At 61.6% G+C, this 13,530-nt stretch carries 17 protein-coding genes; 15 read left to right on the top strand and 2 right to left on the bottom strand.

The features are described from left to right. From flgF to fliP, 13 genes are all read left to right on the top strand, one after another. Window positions 1-723: a flagellar basal-body rod protein FlgF gene (flgF, locus tag C1M53_RS18375; protein WP_129413547.1), complete on the top strand. Its 723-nt coding sequence runs from the start codon at window positions 1-3 to the stop codon at window positions 721-723. A gap of 6 nt (window positions 724-729) precedes the next feature. Next, window positions 730-2,133: a flagellar protein export ATPase FliI gene (gene fliI, locus C1M53_RS18370; RefSeq protein ID WP_129413546.1), complete on the top strand. Its 1,404-nt coding sequence runs from the start codon at window positions 730-732 to the stop codon at window positions 2,131-2,133. A gap of 334 nt (window positions 2,134-2,467) precedes the next feature. Then, the gene (locus C1M53_RS18365; RefSeq protein ID WP_129413545.1) at window positions 2,468-2,971 is read left to right on the top strand and encodes a hypothetical protein; all 504 of its coding nucleotides are present in this window, start codon (window positions 2,468-2,470) and stop codon (window positions 2,969-2,971) included. 82 nt (window positions 2,972-3,053) lie between these two features. Further along, window positions 3,054-3,431, top strand: coding sequence for a flagellar basal body rod protein FlgB (gene flgB, locus C1M53_RS18360; protein ID WP_129413544.1), 378 nt, complete (start codon window positions 3,054-3,056; stop codon window positions 3,429-3,431). Window positions 3,432-3,435: 4 nt separating this feature from the next. After that, window positions 3,436-3,855 (top strand): flagellar basal body rod protein FlgC, encoded by a 420-nt coding sequence (flgC, locus tag C1M53_RS18355; protein WP_129413543.1) that lies wholly within the window; start codon window positions 3,436-3,438, stop codon window positions 3,853-3,855. Then, window positions 3,852-4,178: a flagellar hook-basal body complex protein FliE gene (locus tag C1M53_RS18350; RefSeq protein WP_129413542.1), complete on the top strand. Its 327-nt coding sequence runs from the start codon at window positions 3,852-3,854 to the stop codon at window positions 4,176-4,178. The genes flgC and C1M53_RS18350 overlap by 4 nt, the downstream gene beginning before the upstream one ends. A gap of 10 nt (window positions 4,179-4,188) precedes the next feature. After that, window positions 4,189-4,977: a flagellar basal-body rod protein FlgG gene (gene flgG / locus C1M53_RS18345; RefSeq protein WP_129413541.1), complete on the top strand. Its 789-nt coding sequence runs from the start codon at window positions 4,189-4,191 to the stop codon at window positions 4,975-4,977. A gap of 5 nt (window positions 4,978-4,982) precedes the next feature. Further along, on the top strand, window positions 4,983-5,456 hold the full coding sequence (flgA, locus tag C1M53_RS18340; protein ID WP_129413540.1) for a flagellar basal body P-ring formation chaperone FlgA: 474 nt from the start codon (window positions 4,983-4,985) through the stop codon (window positions 5,454-5,456). Next, complete coding sequence (locus C1M53_RS18335; RefSeq protein ID WP_129413539.1) at window positions 5,453-6,703, top strand: flagellar basal body P-ring protein FlgI; 1,251 nt, start codon at window positions 5,453-5,455, stop codon at window positions 6,701-6,703. Before flgA ends, C1M53_RS18335 begins: the two co-directional genes overlap by 4 nt. An 8-nt stretch (window positions 6,704-6,711) precedes the next feature. Continuing rightward, entirely contained in the window at window positions 6,712-7,356 is a 645-nt protein-coding gene (locus C1M53_RS18330; RefSeq protein WP_129413538.1) for a MotE family protein, read from the top strand. Continuing rightward, window positions 7,353-8,057 (top strand): flagellar basal body L-ring protein FlgH, encoded by a 705-nt coding sequence (gene flgH / locus C1M53_RS18325; RefSeq protein ID WP_129413537.1) that lies wholly within the window; start codon window positions 7,353-7,355, stop codon window positions 8,055-8,057. Before C1M53_RS18330 ends, flgH begins: the two co-directional genes overlap by 4 nt. Before the next feature lie 13 nt (window positions 8,058-8,070). Then, window positions 8,071-8,559, top strand: a complete 489-nt coding sequence (locus C1M53_RS18320) for a flagellar basal body-associated FliL family protein (protein ID WP_129413536.1) — start codon at window positions 8,071-8,073, stop codon at window positions 8,557-8,559. Next, window positions 8,556-9,287, top strand: coding sequence for a flagellar type III secretion system pore protein FliP (gene fliP, locus C1M53_RS18315; RefSeq protein WP_129413535.1), 732 nt, complete (start codon window positions 8,556-8,558; stop codon window positions 9,285-9,287). Before C1M53_RS18320 ends, fliP begins: the two co-directional genes overlap by 4 nt. A 179-nt stretch (window positions 9,288-9,466) precedes the next feature. On the opposite strand, the gene C1M53_RS18310 is transcribed toward fliP, so the two are convergent. Both C1M53_RS18310 and C1M53_RS18305 read right to left on the bottom strand, forming a co-directional pair. After that, window positions 9,467-9,739: a hypothetical protein gene (locus C1M53_RS18310; protein ID WP_129413534.1), complete on the bottom strand. Its 273-nt coding sequence runs from the start codon at window positions 9,737-9,739 to the stop codon at window positions 9,467-9,469. Beyond that, window positions 9,736-11,046: a tetratricopeptide repeat protein gene (locus C1M53_RS18305; protein WP_129413533.1), complete on the bottom strand. Its 1,311-nt coding sequence runs from the start codon at window positions 11,044-11,046 to the stop codon at window positions 9,736-9,738. Before C1M53_RS18305 ends, C1M53_RS18310 begins: the two co-directional genes overlap by 4 nt. A gap of 353 nt (window positions 11,047-11,399) precedes the next feature. On the opposite strand from C1M53_RS18305, the gene C1M53_RS18300 reads away from it, so the two are divergent. Beyond that, a complete protein-coding gene (locus tag C1M53_RS18300; RefSeq protein WP_129413532.1) occupies window positions 11,400-12,341 on the top strand; it encodes a flagellin in 942 nt (313 codons plus the stop codon). Window positions 12,342-12,585: 244 nt separating this feature from the next. Continuing rightward, the gene (locus C1M53_RS18295; protein WP_348629995.1) at window positions 12,586-13,500 is read left to right on the top strand and encodes a flagellin; all 915 of its coding nucleotides are present in this window, start codon (window positions 12,586-12,588) and stop codon (window positions 13,498-13,500) included. Window positions 13,501-13,530: the final 30 nt, after the last annotated feature.

Below are 13,530 nucleotides of genomic sequence, written 5' to 3'. Positions count from 1 at the left end.
ATGCAAGATAGCCTCTACGTCTCCCTGTCCTCCCAGATCGCGCTGGAGAAGCGCCTCAACACGATCGCCGACAACGTCGCCAACGCCTCGACCATCGGCTTTCGTGCAACGGGTGTGAAATTCGAGGACGTCGTCTCCGGAACGGGCCAGCGGTCTGTCGCCTTTGCATCCACCGGCGACACTTTCCTTTCCGGTGCCAATGGCGGCATGCAGGAAACAGGCAACCCGTTCGACTTTGCCGTCAAAGGAAACGCCTGGTTTGGCATCCAGACGCCGTCGGGCACCATCATGACGCGCGACGGCCGCTTCTCCATGAACCAGAATGGCGAGTTGCTTTCGATCGAAGGGCATCCCGTACTCGATGCAGGCGGCGCCCCGATCCAGCTTGATCCGCGCGGCGGACCGCCCAAGGTCGGCGCGGACGGCGCTTTGCATCAGGGCGACCGCCAGGTCGGCGCCATCGGCCTGTTCACTTTTGATCCTGGCGTGAATTTCACCCGCTACGGCAATTCCGGCATCGTGCCCCCGCGGGCGCCGGAGCCGGTCACCGACCGTTCCGACGTCGGGGTGGCACAAGGTTTCCTGGAAAACTCCAACGTCAATCCAGTCATGGAAATGATGCGGCTGATCCAGGTGCAGCGTGCCTTCGAGAATGTCGCGGCGATGGTTCGGCAGGCCGGCAACTCGACAGACGAGGCAATCAAGACGCTGGGTTCGAAGTAATCCGCCATGGCTGCCGCCGACCGGTCCCTGATCCGCACCACTGAACGCGATGCAAGGCCTGAGAACCGGCTTGCGGTGTTGGAGCATGTCTGGCGTCGCTTCGACAATGACGATGCGATGCTGAAGCGGGGCGGTCTTGTCGCCGAAGTATCGGCTACACATTACAAGGTGCGTGGCCTGTCGGATATCGCGAGGCTCGGGGATATCGTCGAACACCGGAGCCGCAGCGGCAATCGCCGCGGCGAAATCGTTCATATCGGTCGCGACGACATCGTTGTCGCGCCCTTCGAACGCAGCCCCGATGCCGGCATAGGCGACACGGTTTTCCGGCGTGGTCCGCTTGCGGTGACGCCGCACGCCTCGTGGCGTGGCCGCACCATCGACGCGCTGGCGCGCGCCATCGACGGTGGTCCGCCTCTGCTGCGGAAGAACGAGGGCGAACTTCCACACGACGCCACGCCTGGAGCCATGGCACGGCAACGCGTTGGTACATCCTTCATGACGGGTGTTCGCGTCATCGACATCTTCACCCCGCTCTGCTTCGGCCAGCGCATGGGGGTCTTCGCCGGCTCAGGCGTCGGTAAATCGACGCTGCTCGCCATGCTGGCCGGCGCTGATGCCTTTGACACGGTGGTCGTGGCGCTCGTCGGTGAGCGTGGCCGCGAGGTGCGCGAATTCCTCGAGGACACGATCGGCGCAACGGCTATGGCAAAGACCGTGGCCGTGGTCGCAACCAGTGACGAAAGCGCCATGATGCGGCGGCGCGCGCCCGATACCGCCATGCGCGTCGCCGAACACTTCCGCGACCAGGGCCATCGCGTTCTGCTGGTCCTGGATTCGATCACGCGTTTCGCACATGCCCTGCGTGAAGTGGCAACAGGCACCGGCGAACCGCCGGTGGCACGCGGCTATCCGGCGTCGGTGTTCACCGATCTGCCCAAACTGCTCGAGCGTGCCGGCCCCGGGCTCGAAGGCACCGGCTCGATCACCGCCATCATCTCGGTGCTCGTCGACGGCGATGATCACAACGACCCGGTCGCAGATTCCGTGCGCGGCATTCTCGACGGTCACGTCGTGCTCGATCGCTCGATCGCTGAGCAGGGCCGCTATCCGCCGGTCAACCCGCTTGCCTCCATCTCGCGTCTCGCCTCAAAGGCCTGGACGCCTGACCAGCAGACATTGGTGACAAGGCTAAAGGCGATGATCTCGCGCTTCGAGGACACCCGCGACATCCGCCTGCTCGGCGCCTATCAGGGCGGAGCGGACCCTGAACTCGACATGGCGGTGCGTCAGGTGCCGCTTATCTATGAAGCCCTGACGCAATCGCCGAAGGACGGCCCCTCGGCCGATCCTTTCTCGGATCTAGCCCATCATCTGAGAGGCAGGCACAATGCCGATCCGACAGACTGACCTGGAGCAGACCGAGGCGCTGCTGCATGAGATGCTTGCTCAGGCAACGGCAGCGGAAAAACGTGCGCGCCCGAGAAAGCGCCTGCTGTCCAGGCTGTTGAGCCCGCTTTCAAGGCAAGAGCGCAAGCCGGCTCTGGCCGGCAAATCGAAGAAAAAGACGGTGAAGGCAGAACAAGGGTTTGGCAGCAGCGAGGCCTTGGCCGAACTGTTTGCACCGCCAGATATTACGCCGGAACCCAAGGTTCATTTACCAAATCTAAGCCGACGACCCGCTAGAACCTCCAGAACCGATTTCCCTGATCGGCCCCTGCAATCGAGCGAGCCGTTCCAGAGGATGAAGAAAGATACCCGGCGCAGCGACTTCATCATGGCCGCTTCGGGCGTCATGCTCGGCCTCGTTTGCGCGCTTTTCCCTTGGTACATCTTCTTCAATCCGGAGCAATTCGGCGTTCAGGGCATCAAGTTCGGCGGCCGTGGCCAGAACGCCGGACGCATGGTGGTAACGCCGGACGGCAGCGGAACCAACCCGATGCAGGGTCAGGCCGAAGCGCTGGAACCGAACCTCGACATGTCCTTCACCGCCACGCTGCAAAGCCGCCCCCTGGCGCCCGAACAGGTGCCGGGCGTCGAAGAACAGCCTTATCCGGTGGAGGCCGTGGCTTTCCGGCTGGTTCACATAGCCAACGGTCGTGCGATGATCGAGGACAATTCGGGACTCTGGGTCGTCCAGACCGGTTCGACGCTGCCGGATTCTTCGCGCGTGAAATCGATCGAACAGCGCGCAGGCAAGTGGGTTCTGGTTACCAACACCGACCGCGTGCTCGAAATCTCCAACTAGCGTACCGTCTAGCCTTGCCGCCACGCGCAAGGCCCGCGCAAGACTGGTGTCCTAATTTCCGGTTAACGATCCGGAGATTCCCATGGAGCCCGTCAACCTTTTCAACCTTGCCACCAGACAGTCGCAATGGCTGTCGGTTCGCCAGTCGTCCGTCGCCGGCAACATCGCCAACGCGAACACGCCGGGCTACAGCGCTACAGACGTCGAACCCTTCGAAAAGGTTCTCGACCGCACGGCCGTTCGCCTGAGCGCCACCCAGAGCGGCCATCTTGGCGGCGTCACGGAAGCAGCCTTCACCGTCAAGCCGCAGGAGCCCACAGGCCCGGCGATGCCATCCAAGAACACCGTGGTGATGGAAAACGAGCTCATGAAGGCAGGCGAAATTCGCCGCTCCTTCGAACTCAACACCGCCATCGTGAAGGCTTTCCACACGATGATGATGACCACGATAAAGGGCTGATGCGATGGATGCTCTCACCGCCGCTCTCAAGGTTGCTGCTTCAGGCCTCGGCGCCCAGTCCGAACGCATGCGCGTCGTTTCTGAAAACCTCGCCAACGCACAATCCACGGGAGCCACGCCAGGCGCCGATCCTTATCGCCGCAAGACGATCTCCTTCGTCTCGGAACTTGACCGCGCCTCCGGCGGTTCGACCGTGGAGATCAACTCCATCGCTCAGGACCCATCCGATTTTCCGGTTGAGTTCCAGCCCGGCAACCAGGCCGCCGATGCGAAGGGCTACGTGAAGATGCCCAACGTCAACGTGCTGATTGAAATGGCCGACATGACCGAGGCGAACCGCTCCTACGAAGCCAACCTGCAGGTCGTCAAACAGGCCCGCGATCTTATCTCGATGACCATTGACCTTATGAGGAACCAGTCATGATTGGCGGTATCGGCGCAGTCCAGTTGAAACCCGCCACCGGCGGCTCGGAAACCTCGACGGATCTTTTCGGCGCAACGAGCGCGGCACCCACCGGAACGCAGGTCGCGTCCACCTTCGCAGAAGCCCTGAACCAGGCAGCGACGAAGACGGTCAACACGCTGCAGAACGCCGAACAGGTTTCCATCCAGGCGTTGAAAGGCGACGTCGACACCCGGCAGGTCGTCGATGCCGTCATGGGGGCGCAGCAGGCGCTTCAGACGACCATCGCCATCCGCGACAAGATCGTCACGGCCTATCTCGAAGTCAGCCGCATGAGCATCTGAGGACGCCCCCGTGAAAGCCCTTGCCATCGCCGCCACCGGCATGAACGCCCAGCAGACCAATCTGGAAGTCATCGCCAACAACATCGCCAACATCAACACGACCGGCTACAAGCGAGCGCGCGCCGAATTCTCCGACCTGCTTTACCAGGTCGACCGCACCCAGGGGGTGCCCGATCGCGGCAATACGTCGATTGTGCCGGAAGGCGTGTCGGTCGGCCTCGGCGTGAAGACCAGCGCGGTGCGCAACGTCCACATCCAGGGCAGCTTCACCAACACCGGCAATTCCTATGACCTCGCTCTCGACGGCAAGGGCTGGTTCCAGATTGAAGGTGCGGACGGCCAGACGCTCTACACCCGCGCCGGCACGTTCAACACCAATGCCACCGGGCAGATGGTGACGGTCGACGGCGCGCCGATCGTCCCCGCGATCACTGTGCCGCTCGATACCAAGGAACTCATCATCAACAAGTCGGGTCAGGTCTTTGCCCGGGTCGATGGCCAGCTGGAATTGCAAAATCTTGGCCAGTTGACCGTAGCAACCTTTGCCAATGAGGCCGGCCTTGCTCCTTTGGGCGACAACCTGTTCCAGGAAACGGAAGCCTCGGGGCCGGCCAATGTCGGCGTTCCGGGCGATCCCGGTTTCGCGACGATCCGTCAGAACTATGTCGAAAACTCCAACGTCGACCCGGTCAAGGAAATCACCGATCTGATTTCCGCGCAGCGCGCCTACGAGATGAACTCCAAGGTCATCCAGGCAGCTGACGAAATGGCCGCGGTTGTCTCCAAGAACATCCGGTAACGAAGATGACCCGGCACGCTCTCCGCCCCACCGCTTACGGTCTGACACTCGCCCTGGCCCTGGCCATTGGCGCGCTGCCGGCGTTTGCCGACGAGGTCGTGCTGATCCCCAACCGGGTCATCTATCCGGGCGAGACGATCGGCCTGCCCGCCCTGAAGGAAGTCACCCTCGCACCGGGTCGTCGCAAACCGGCCGGCATGATCACGATCGCTTCCGAACTCGACGGCAAGGTTGCCAAGCGCACCTTGCTGCCCGGCCGCTACATCCCCGCCAACTCGGTTCGCGAAGCCTGGCTGGTTGAACAGGGAGCGACGGTGCAGGTCTTCTTCACCGCCGGCGTGCTCACCATCTCGGCCTCTGCGGTGTCCCTGCAGCCGGGCTCGGCCGGCGACCTGATCAAGGTCCGCAATGTCGATAGCGGCAAGGTGCTTTCCGGAACAGTGATGGCCGACGGTTCCATCCAGGTTTCCGCTACATGAAGCGTGCATTTTCCATCGTCCTTGCGGCACTGCTCTGTGCACAGCCCGTTCTGGCCGATGGCCTGAACGCCAAGGCCAAGCGCGAGCTTGCCGCGAAGGCCTCGCGCGAAGGGGGGCAATTCGACGATCCGAGCTACGACGGCGATACGGCCAGCCGCATGTTCCAGGTTTCGCCAGGCCCCAGTTCGCTGCCGCCCGGTCAGGTTGCCTCGCGCATCAAGGACGTCGCGCGTCTGCAGAGCGCGCGCGACAACCAGCTTGTCGGCTACGGCCTCGTCATTGGCCTGCAGGGCACCGGTGACTCGTTGCGCAACTCGCCGTTCACCGAGCAGTCGATCCGCGCCATGCTGGAAAACCTCGGCATCGCTTCACAAGGCACCAACGCGCGCGCCAAGAATGTCGCGGCAGTCATCGTCACCGCCAACATGCCACCCTTCGTGCAATCCGGTGCCCGCATCGACATCAGCGTGTCGTCGATGGGCGATGCCACCTCACTGCAGGGCGGCACCCTCATCATGACCCCGCTGAAAGCCGCTGACGGCGAAATCTATGCAGTCGGCCAAGGCTCTGTCGTGGTCTCCGGCTTCACCGCGCAGGGACAGGCACAGCAGGTGACGCAGGGTGTCCCGACTGCCGGCCGCGTGCCGAACGGTGCCATCGTCGAACGCGCGGTGCAGGCCGAATTCGGCGATCAGTCGATGCTTACGCTGCAACTGTACAATGCGGACTTCTCGACCGCCGTACGCATCGCGGACGCCGTCAACGACTACACCCGCCAGCGTTTCGGCGTGCGTGTCGCCGCAGAACGTGACAGCCGGACCGTTTCCATCAAGAAGCCGAAGGGCATAGCGGCAGCCCGCTTCTACGCGGAAATCGAAAATCTCGTCATCGAGACCGATACTCCTGCCCGCGTCGTCATTGACGAACGCACCGGCACGATCGTTATCGGCAACAAGGTCAAGATCTCGCGTGTTGCGATCAGCCACGGCACACTCACCGTGCGCATCACCGAAGCGCCGACCGTCGTGCAGCCTGAGCCGTTCTCGCGCGGTGTCACGGCAGTCGAGCCGAACACCGCCATCGACATCAGCCAGCCCAATGCCCGTGTCGCCGTTCTCGATGGCCCGGATCTGCAGACGCTGGTCTCCGGCCTCAACCGCCTTGGCGTCAAACCCGACGGCATCATCGCCATTCTGCAAGGCATCAAGTCTGCCGGCGCGCTGCAGGCCGACCTCGTGCTCCAATAGGCTGTCCGATGAAAAGCAAACGCAGCACCCACGCATCGAGCGTCAAGGCAAGCGCACTGATCGCCCTTCTGGGCGCACTCGGGTCCGCCCATGCCGAGGAAGTACGGCAGGTGCTGCCGGGCGGACAGGGTGCGGTTGCCGCGCAGAACCTGACCCGCGAGGCGCCAAGGACTGAGCTGGCCGAACCCGCACCGCGGTTGGCAGTACAGGAAGGCGCCGCTGCCCTCACCACAGGAACGATCGCCCCGCCAAGTGACGAAAGCGAGGTCCAGCGCTTCTGCTCCAACATCGCCGATGCCGCGCGCGACCGTCGTTATTCGCTTCAGGCAGCCGAACTCAAGCAGTTGCAGACCGAAGTCGACAAACGCATCGGTGCGCTCGAGGAAAAGCGCGCCGAATACGAGGAATGGCTGAAACGGCGCGAGGTCTTCCTTGCCCGCGCGGAGGACAGCCTCGTCAAGATCTATTCCGGCATGAAACCCGACGCCGCCGCCGAGCGGTTGGCCGGCACCAATGTCGAACTCGCCGCCGCCATCCTGATGAAACTCGATGCGCGCAAGGCAAGCGTCATACTCAACGAAATGGACACCAAGGCGGCTGCCGCGCTCACCGGCATCATGGGCAGCGCCGCCCGCAGGGTAGACCCGACATGATCCGCAAGGCATTGATCCTCATCGCCACCGCCAGCCTCGCCGGCTGCGCCTCTGACCTGCGCGATGTCAACAAGGAACCGCGAATGTCGCCGGTTGGTTCGGGTATCCGCAGCCAGGCAGAACCGGTCTACCAGTACCCTGAGCCACCAGCCACGCAACGGCGACGCTTTTCGCTGTGGGATGACCGCCAGAGCCGCCTGTTCACCGACCCGCGCGCCCTGCGCGCCGGTGACATCCTCACCGTCATGATCAAGATCAACGATCGGGCCAAGTTCAAGAACCAGAATGATCGCAGCCGTACTGCAAGCCGTTCGTTGGGTTTGAAGGCCGATGCCGAATGGGACAGCGCCAGCACCGGCGGCAAACTGGACGGCAGCATGGAATCGAAGACCAAGACCAATGCCGACGGTGCCATCGAACGTTCGGAAACCATCGAGCTCAATGTCGCCGCCGTCGTCACCAACGTGCTGCCCAATGGCAATCTGATGATCACCGGCTCGCAGGAAGTACGCGTCAACTACGAGATGCGCGTCCTGACCATCGCTGGCATCGTGCGCCCGGCCGATATCGGACCGCAAAACACCATCGCCTATGACCGCATCGCCGAGGCACGCATTTCTTATGGCGGCCGTGGTCGCGTCTCCGAGGTCCAGCAGCCCGGATACGGCCAGCAGGTTCTCGACCAGGTACTGCCGTTCTAGCGGATAGAAGAACGTGGCCAACACAGAGCAGATAGCGCCGCCGAAAGGCCCCTCGCTCATCATCCAGATAGCGATGTTGCTTGCCATGACCGGCGCGGCATTGGGCGTCGGCTGGTTTGCCGGCACCTACCTCAAGAACTCCGAGAAGCCGACACAGCCGGCCAAGGAAAGCCACGAGAAGAAAGCGACCCACGAGGCCAAGAAGGAAGGCGACACGGGTCCGGCACTGGTTGATCTGGCGCCGATGACCACCAATCTGGCGGCGCCCGCCGAGATCTGGGCCCGTGTGCAGCTTTCCCTGGTTTTCGACGGCCAGCCGCCCCCCGGCATGGCTGAAGATGTGCATCAGGATCTGCTTGCCTTCCTGCGCACCGTGAAGATGCATCAGGTCGAAGGCGCCAGCGGCTATCAGCATCTGCGTGCGGATCTGCAGGAGCGCGCCGCCATCCGCAGCGGCGGCAAGGTCAAGGAAGTACTGGTCAGGACGCTGTTGTTCGAATGAAAAAACTCCTCGTCTTCCTGACCGTTTTCGCGGCGACGGCAACAGCCGCGAGCGCCCAGCAGATCGATCTTGGCGGCATCGGCCAGGCGAGCGGCACCACGGTTGCGACCATCATCCAGATGTTCGGGCTGCTCACCGTGCTGTCGGTGGCGCCAGGCCTACTCATCATGGTGACGAGCTTCACCCGCTTCATCATCGCTTTTTCGATCCTGCGTGCCGGTATCGGCCTGCAGTCGACCCCGGCCAACCTGATCCTGATCTCGCTGTCACTGTTCATGACCTTCTATGTCATGGCGCCGACCTTCGATCGCGCCTGGGCCAATGGCGTGAAGCCACTCATGGACAACCAGATCAGCCAGCAGGTGGCGCTGGAGCGCATTTCCGATCCGTTCCGCACCTTCATGCTGAACAATGTGCGCGACAAGGATTTCGACCTGTTCGCCGACCTCGCCCGCGAGCGCGGCCAGACGGTGGAAAGAGGCACGGTCGACCTGCGCATCCTGGTGCCGGCGTTCATGATCTCCGAAATCCGCCGCGGCTTCGAGATCGGCTTCCTGATCGTGCTGCCTTTCCTGGTCATCGACCTGATCGTGGCCACCATCACCATGGCAATGGGCATGATGATGCTGCCACCGACTGTTGTGTCGCTGCCGTTCAAGATCATGTTCTTCGTGCTGATCGACGGCTGGAACCTGCTGGTCGGCAGCCTGGTGCGTTCGTTTACATAGCGAACGCACCGGATCACAACTCCGGCTGCGAACTGAACTGGGCCAGCTTGCTCGCGAACACTACGCACCATCAGGTTTTGGGCGGTACCACGAGTCGGAACCAAACGAATGAAGCCTGCCTTGCGGCAGGCTTCATTCGTTTGGTTTTGTGTCCAGCCAATATCTGTCGGGCAGCGCTCTCAGGCTGCCCCGGGAAACGACAGCCGCCAGTCGATCTGCCGACCAGAGACGCTCGCCTGCTCGGCCCAGCGGGCGATGTTGTTCCAGTCAAAAAGAATCGACCTCGGTACACCGATCGGCTCGTCCGGATCCAACGACACGAACCGGGTTGCCGGGTGCCACGGCACATCATCCGTCCCGAGCTGAGTCTGGGAATGCTTGAGCCCGAACAAAACGGTGGGAATGCCAAGTCCCGCACACAGTTCCGCGGTGGCGGTGCCGGCCGAGATCACGATATCGCAGGCGCCGGCAAGATAGCGGCCGACACGAGATCGTTCATCTGGTCTATCGCGGGGAAATCATAGAGAGGCAGGCCAAGCTCGCGCATGACGCCAACCTCCTCGCTGCACTCATCATACTGGAGGCAGATGAACTTGGCCGCGCCCAGCATCTTCAACGGTGAAAGATATTCCCCTTTCACGTAGTGCTGGTTTCGCTCCACATTCTGGTTGGAAGATCGCCAGGCCAGGCCAATGACAGGCTGGTGTGGTGCCGCGCCGATGTCAGAACGCACCTGCGCTTCGATCTCGGGATCGCGTTTGAGCCATGGTCGGCACTTGGACCGCATATCCGCAACGGTTGGTCGAAAGTACCGCGCCAGCGAGCCGACCGGCACCTCGAAATCGAACCCCTTGTAGTCGTCACGCTTGCGCGCCTCGGCGGGCTGCTCGGGCCGGACCGTAACCTCAGGGAAGGACTTTTGAAACAGCGGTGCGAGCTTGCGGGCACTTTCGAAAGTTATACAGGCCCCGGCGGCAATGAGGTCCGGCAACATACCGGCAAAACGAATTTCGTCACCCACGCCCTGTTCGCGCCAGACGAGAACCTTCTTTCCTTCAAGGCTCTCACCCTTCCAGCGCGGTATCTCGAAGGTACGGTGCTCTGACGGAAAATCCTTCCAGTCCCATCGGGCCTCGTAATTGTCGAACGCCTCCGGCAGTTCTCCCGCTTCCAGTTGATGGATTGAAAGGTTCCAGCGTGCGAGCACATCCGACGGCTCTCTGGCGAGAATTTCCTTCTGGATGGCAATCGCCTTGCCGAGATTGCCCAGCCGGCCGTGAATCACCCCGAGGGTGGTCTTCATCGCGCTCCAGGCAAGAGCATTGCGGACAGCAAGGGAATCGAGTTCACGCAATGCTTCTTCATAGAAGCCCGCTGAAATCAGGCAGTCGATCCATGACCGCTCGACGACGACAATTTCGTCCTCACTCGTAACCATGTCTCGGATACGCTGATAGTTTTCGACAACGTATTCATAGTTGGATGCCTTGGATGCTGCGACGAGGCGATGGCACCACAATACGGAAGGCGGATTGTCCAGAAGCGCGATTGCTTCATCAAGCAGTATCTCCGCTCTTCTGGAACCGCGTTCCTCAAGAGCCTTGTGAGCCTGCTTCACAAGTTTCGCGGCTTTTTTCGCGTTTTTCCGGTCCCGCTCTGAAACGCCTGTGGAGAGATTGGCCAAGGCCGGCCCAATTCCAACGCCGTTGGCCGCGCGGATGAGTGTCGCGGCACCGCGGACATTGCTTCCGATCGGCAATCGAATGTCGTCCGAAGCTTCGGTGGTGCGCAGATTTTTTGCTGACGACATTCGACCTTCCCCGCCGCGGTTTCACATGCTGCTATTGGCAGCTCGCGCCGTCATCCTTGCAAATGTAGATTGTGCGAAACTTTCCCCGCCCCCGTATTGGTTCGGCAAGTGCAGCCAACGCACCGTTCGAACGACATTTGGCGAATTGCACGCTGGACGTTAGCGGTTTGGTAGGACCTATCCGCCATAAAGGCGGCCTAGAGAGCGGGTGGCAGGAATGGCCACAGGCATGATGCCGCTCCGCTCTGGCCGATACTTCACGGCATGTTCCTTAGTAGAGTTTAGTAAAAGGAACAGGACTTATGTCCAGCATTCTGACCAACGCCGCCGCCTTGACCGCTCTCCAGAGCCTCAACGCAACCAACAAAAACCTCCAGGTAACCCAGGGCCGCATCGCCACCGGCATGCGCGTTGCTGAAGCTTCCGACAACGCCGCCTACTGGTCGATCGCCACCACCATGCGTTCGGACAACAAGGCCAACTCGGTTGTTCAGGACGCGCTCGGCCTCGGCGCCGGCAAGGTCGACACCGCCTACACCGCCATGAACAAGGCGATCGACGTCGTCGACCAGATCAAGCAGAAGGTACTGCTGGCCAAGACCTCGAGCGGCGCCGACCGCGAACGCATCCAGACGGAAATCGGCAACCTGCAGTCCCAGCTCAAGGACAACATCGCTGGTGCCAACTATGCCGGCTCGAACCTGCTGCAGACCAGCGGCAATGCCGCGGCGACCGACACCAAGTTGACGGTCATGACGTCCTACAACCGCGATTCCGCGGGCAAGGTCACGACCGGTACCATCGACGTCGACTTCAAGAACACCCGACTGATCGATTCGGACGCCTCCGCTGCGGCTTCCGCCAAGACCGGCATCCTGGACAAGCAGTTCGGCGCGACAGGCGCGGAAACCACTATCCTGGACCTGAAGGTGTCCGGCACGGGTGGTGCAAGCACTGCCGGAGACTTCGACGCGCTGCTCACCGGTATTGAATCGGCTCTGAAGGGCATGGCCACCGGCGCCGCCGAACTCGGTGCTGCCAAGGCTCGTATCGACATGCAGAAGGACTTCGTTTCGAAGCTTTCCGACTCGATCGATCGTGGCGTCGGCCAGCTCGTTGACGCCGACATGAACAAGGAATCGACCCGCCTGCAGGCCCTCCAGGTCCAGCAGCAGCTCGGTATCCAGGCTCTGTCGATCGCCAACGGCTCGTCGCAGCAGATCCTGTCGCTCTTCCGCGGCTGATCCCGAACCTTCTCAGGCAACACGACCAATCGTCAGGCCGCGCCGAAAGCGCGGCCTGATTTTTTTATTTTCTTAACGTTCCTGACTTGTATTAGAGTCCTCTTTAATGATCTGTTAACCATGACTGGTTAGCTATTGTTAACCACGTTGCTCCGCCGTCCGTTTCCAGGAAGCCAACGCTGGCGGTCAGTCATCGCGCGGGGAATGCGCGGCCATTTGAAGGGGAGTTATCTTGGCGAGCATCATGACCAACGCCTCGGCGCTGACCGCGCTGCAGAGCCTGAACGCCACCAACAAGGCGCTCGAACAGACCCAGTCGCGCATTTCGACCGGCTACCGCGTCTCGACCGCTTCCGACAATGCCGCCTACTGGTCGATCGCCACCACCATGCGCTCCGACAACAAGGCGAATTCCGTTGTCCAGGACGCGCTCGGCCTCGGAGCCGGCAAGGTCGACACGGCCTACACCGCCATGAACAAGGCGATCGAAGTCGTCGATGCCATCAAGCAGAAGATCCTGCTCGCAAAGGCGTCCGGCCCTGAGCAGCGCAGCAAGATTCAGGGGGACATTGATTCCCTGCAGAAGCAGTTGAAGGACAACATTGCCGGGGCCAGCTACGCCGGCACGAACATGCTGAAGACCGACTCAGGCGTCACGAACGCCAGCCTCGGCATCATCTCTTCCTACAATCGTGATTCCGCCGGCAATGTCACCACCGGCATGATCGACATTCCGTTGAACAATGTCCGCCTGATCGACGCGAGTGCCGCCGCCAAGGCTGGTATCCTGGATTCGACAGGAAGCGCCTCCACCAAAGCGCTGCTGGACATATCGGTCTCCGATCTCACAGGTGTCGCCGGCACGGGCGAAACAGCACAGTTCGACAACCTGCTCACCGACGTCGAAAAAGTGCTTGCCAAGATGGCAAGCGCAGCGTCCGAACTCGGCGCCGCGAAGTCCCGCGTCGACATGCAGAAGGATTTCGTCTCCAAGCTTTCCGATTCGATTGATCGAGGCGTCGGACAACTTGTCGATGCCGATATGGATCGAGAATCGACAAGGCTTCAGGCACTGCAGGTGCAGCAGCAGCTTGGCATCCAGGCTTTGTCGATTGCCAATTCCAGCGCCCAGAACATCCTGTCCCTGTTCAAGAGCTGATCGGCAGCGGGTTCTGCTCACCTGAATTTT

Origin of the sequence: Mesorhizobium sp. Pch-S (genome assembly GCF_004136315.1) — a bacterium.
Classification (GTDB): domain Bacteria; phylum Pseudomonadota; class Alphaproteobacteria; order Rhizobiales; family Rhizobiaceae; genus Mesorhizobium.
Note: the sequence above shows the minus strand (reverse complement) of the source record. Positions and strands in the feature narration are given on the sequence as shown.

Excerpts from the sequence above, each read along its gene's own strand:
- flgF (WP_129413547.1), top strand. The coding sequence starts at position 1 with ATGCAAGATAGCCTCTACGTCTCCCTGTCCTCCCAGATCGCGCTGGAG.
- fliP (WP_129413535.1), top strand. The coding sequence starts at position 8,556 with ATGAAAAAACTCCTCGTCTTCCTGACCGTTTTCGCGGCGACGGCAACA.
- C1M53_RS18295 (WP_348629995.1), top strand. The coding sequence starts at position 12,586 with ATGACCAACGCCTCGGCGCTGACCGCGCTGCAGAGCCTGAACGCCACC.
- C1M53_RS18350 (WP_129413542.1), top strand. The coding sequence starts at position 3,852 with ATGATTGGCGGTATCGGCGCAGTCCAGTTGAAACCCGCCACCGGCGGC.
- C1M53_RS18335 (WP_129413539.1), top strand. The coding sequence starts at position 5,453 with ATGAAGCGTGCATTTTCCATCGTCCTTGCGGCACTGCTCTGTGCACAG.
- C1M53_RS18365 (WP_129413545.1), top strand. The coding sequence starts at position 2,468 with ATGAAGAAAGATACCCGGCGCAGCGACTTCATCATGGCCGCTTCGGGC.
- fliI (WP_129413546.1), top strand. The coding sequence starts at position 730 with ATGGCTGCCGCCGACCGGTCCCTGATCCGCACCACTGAACGCGATGCA.
- flgB (WP_129413544.1), top strand. The coding sequence starts at position 3,054 with ATGGAGCCCGTCAACCTTTTCAACCTTGCCACCAGACAGTCGCAATGG.
- flgC (WP_129413543.1), top strand. The coding sequence starts at position 3,436 with ATGGATGCTCTCACCGCCGCTCTCAAGGTTGCTGCTTCAGGCCTCGGC.
- flgA (WP_129413540.1), top strand. The coding sequence starts at position 4,983 with ATGACCCGGCACGCTCTCCGCCCCACCGCTTACGGTCTGACACTCGCC.
- C1M53_RS18300 (WP_129413532.1), top strand. The coding sequence starts at position 11,400 with ATGTCCAGCATTCTGACCAACGCCGCCGCCTTGACCGCTCTCCAGAGC.
- flgH (WP_129413537.1), top strand. The coding sequence starts at position 7,353 with ATGATCCGCAAGGCATTGATCCTCATCGCCACCGCCAGCCTCGCCGGC.
- C1M53_RS18330 (WP_129413538.1), top strand. The coding sequence starts at position 6,712 with ATGAAAAGCAAACGCAGCACCCACGCATCGAGCGTCAAGGCAAGCGCA.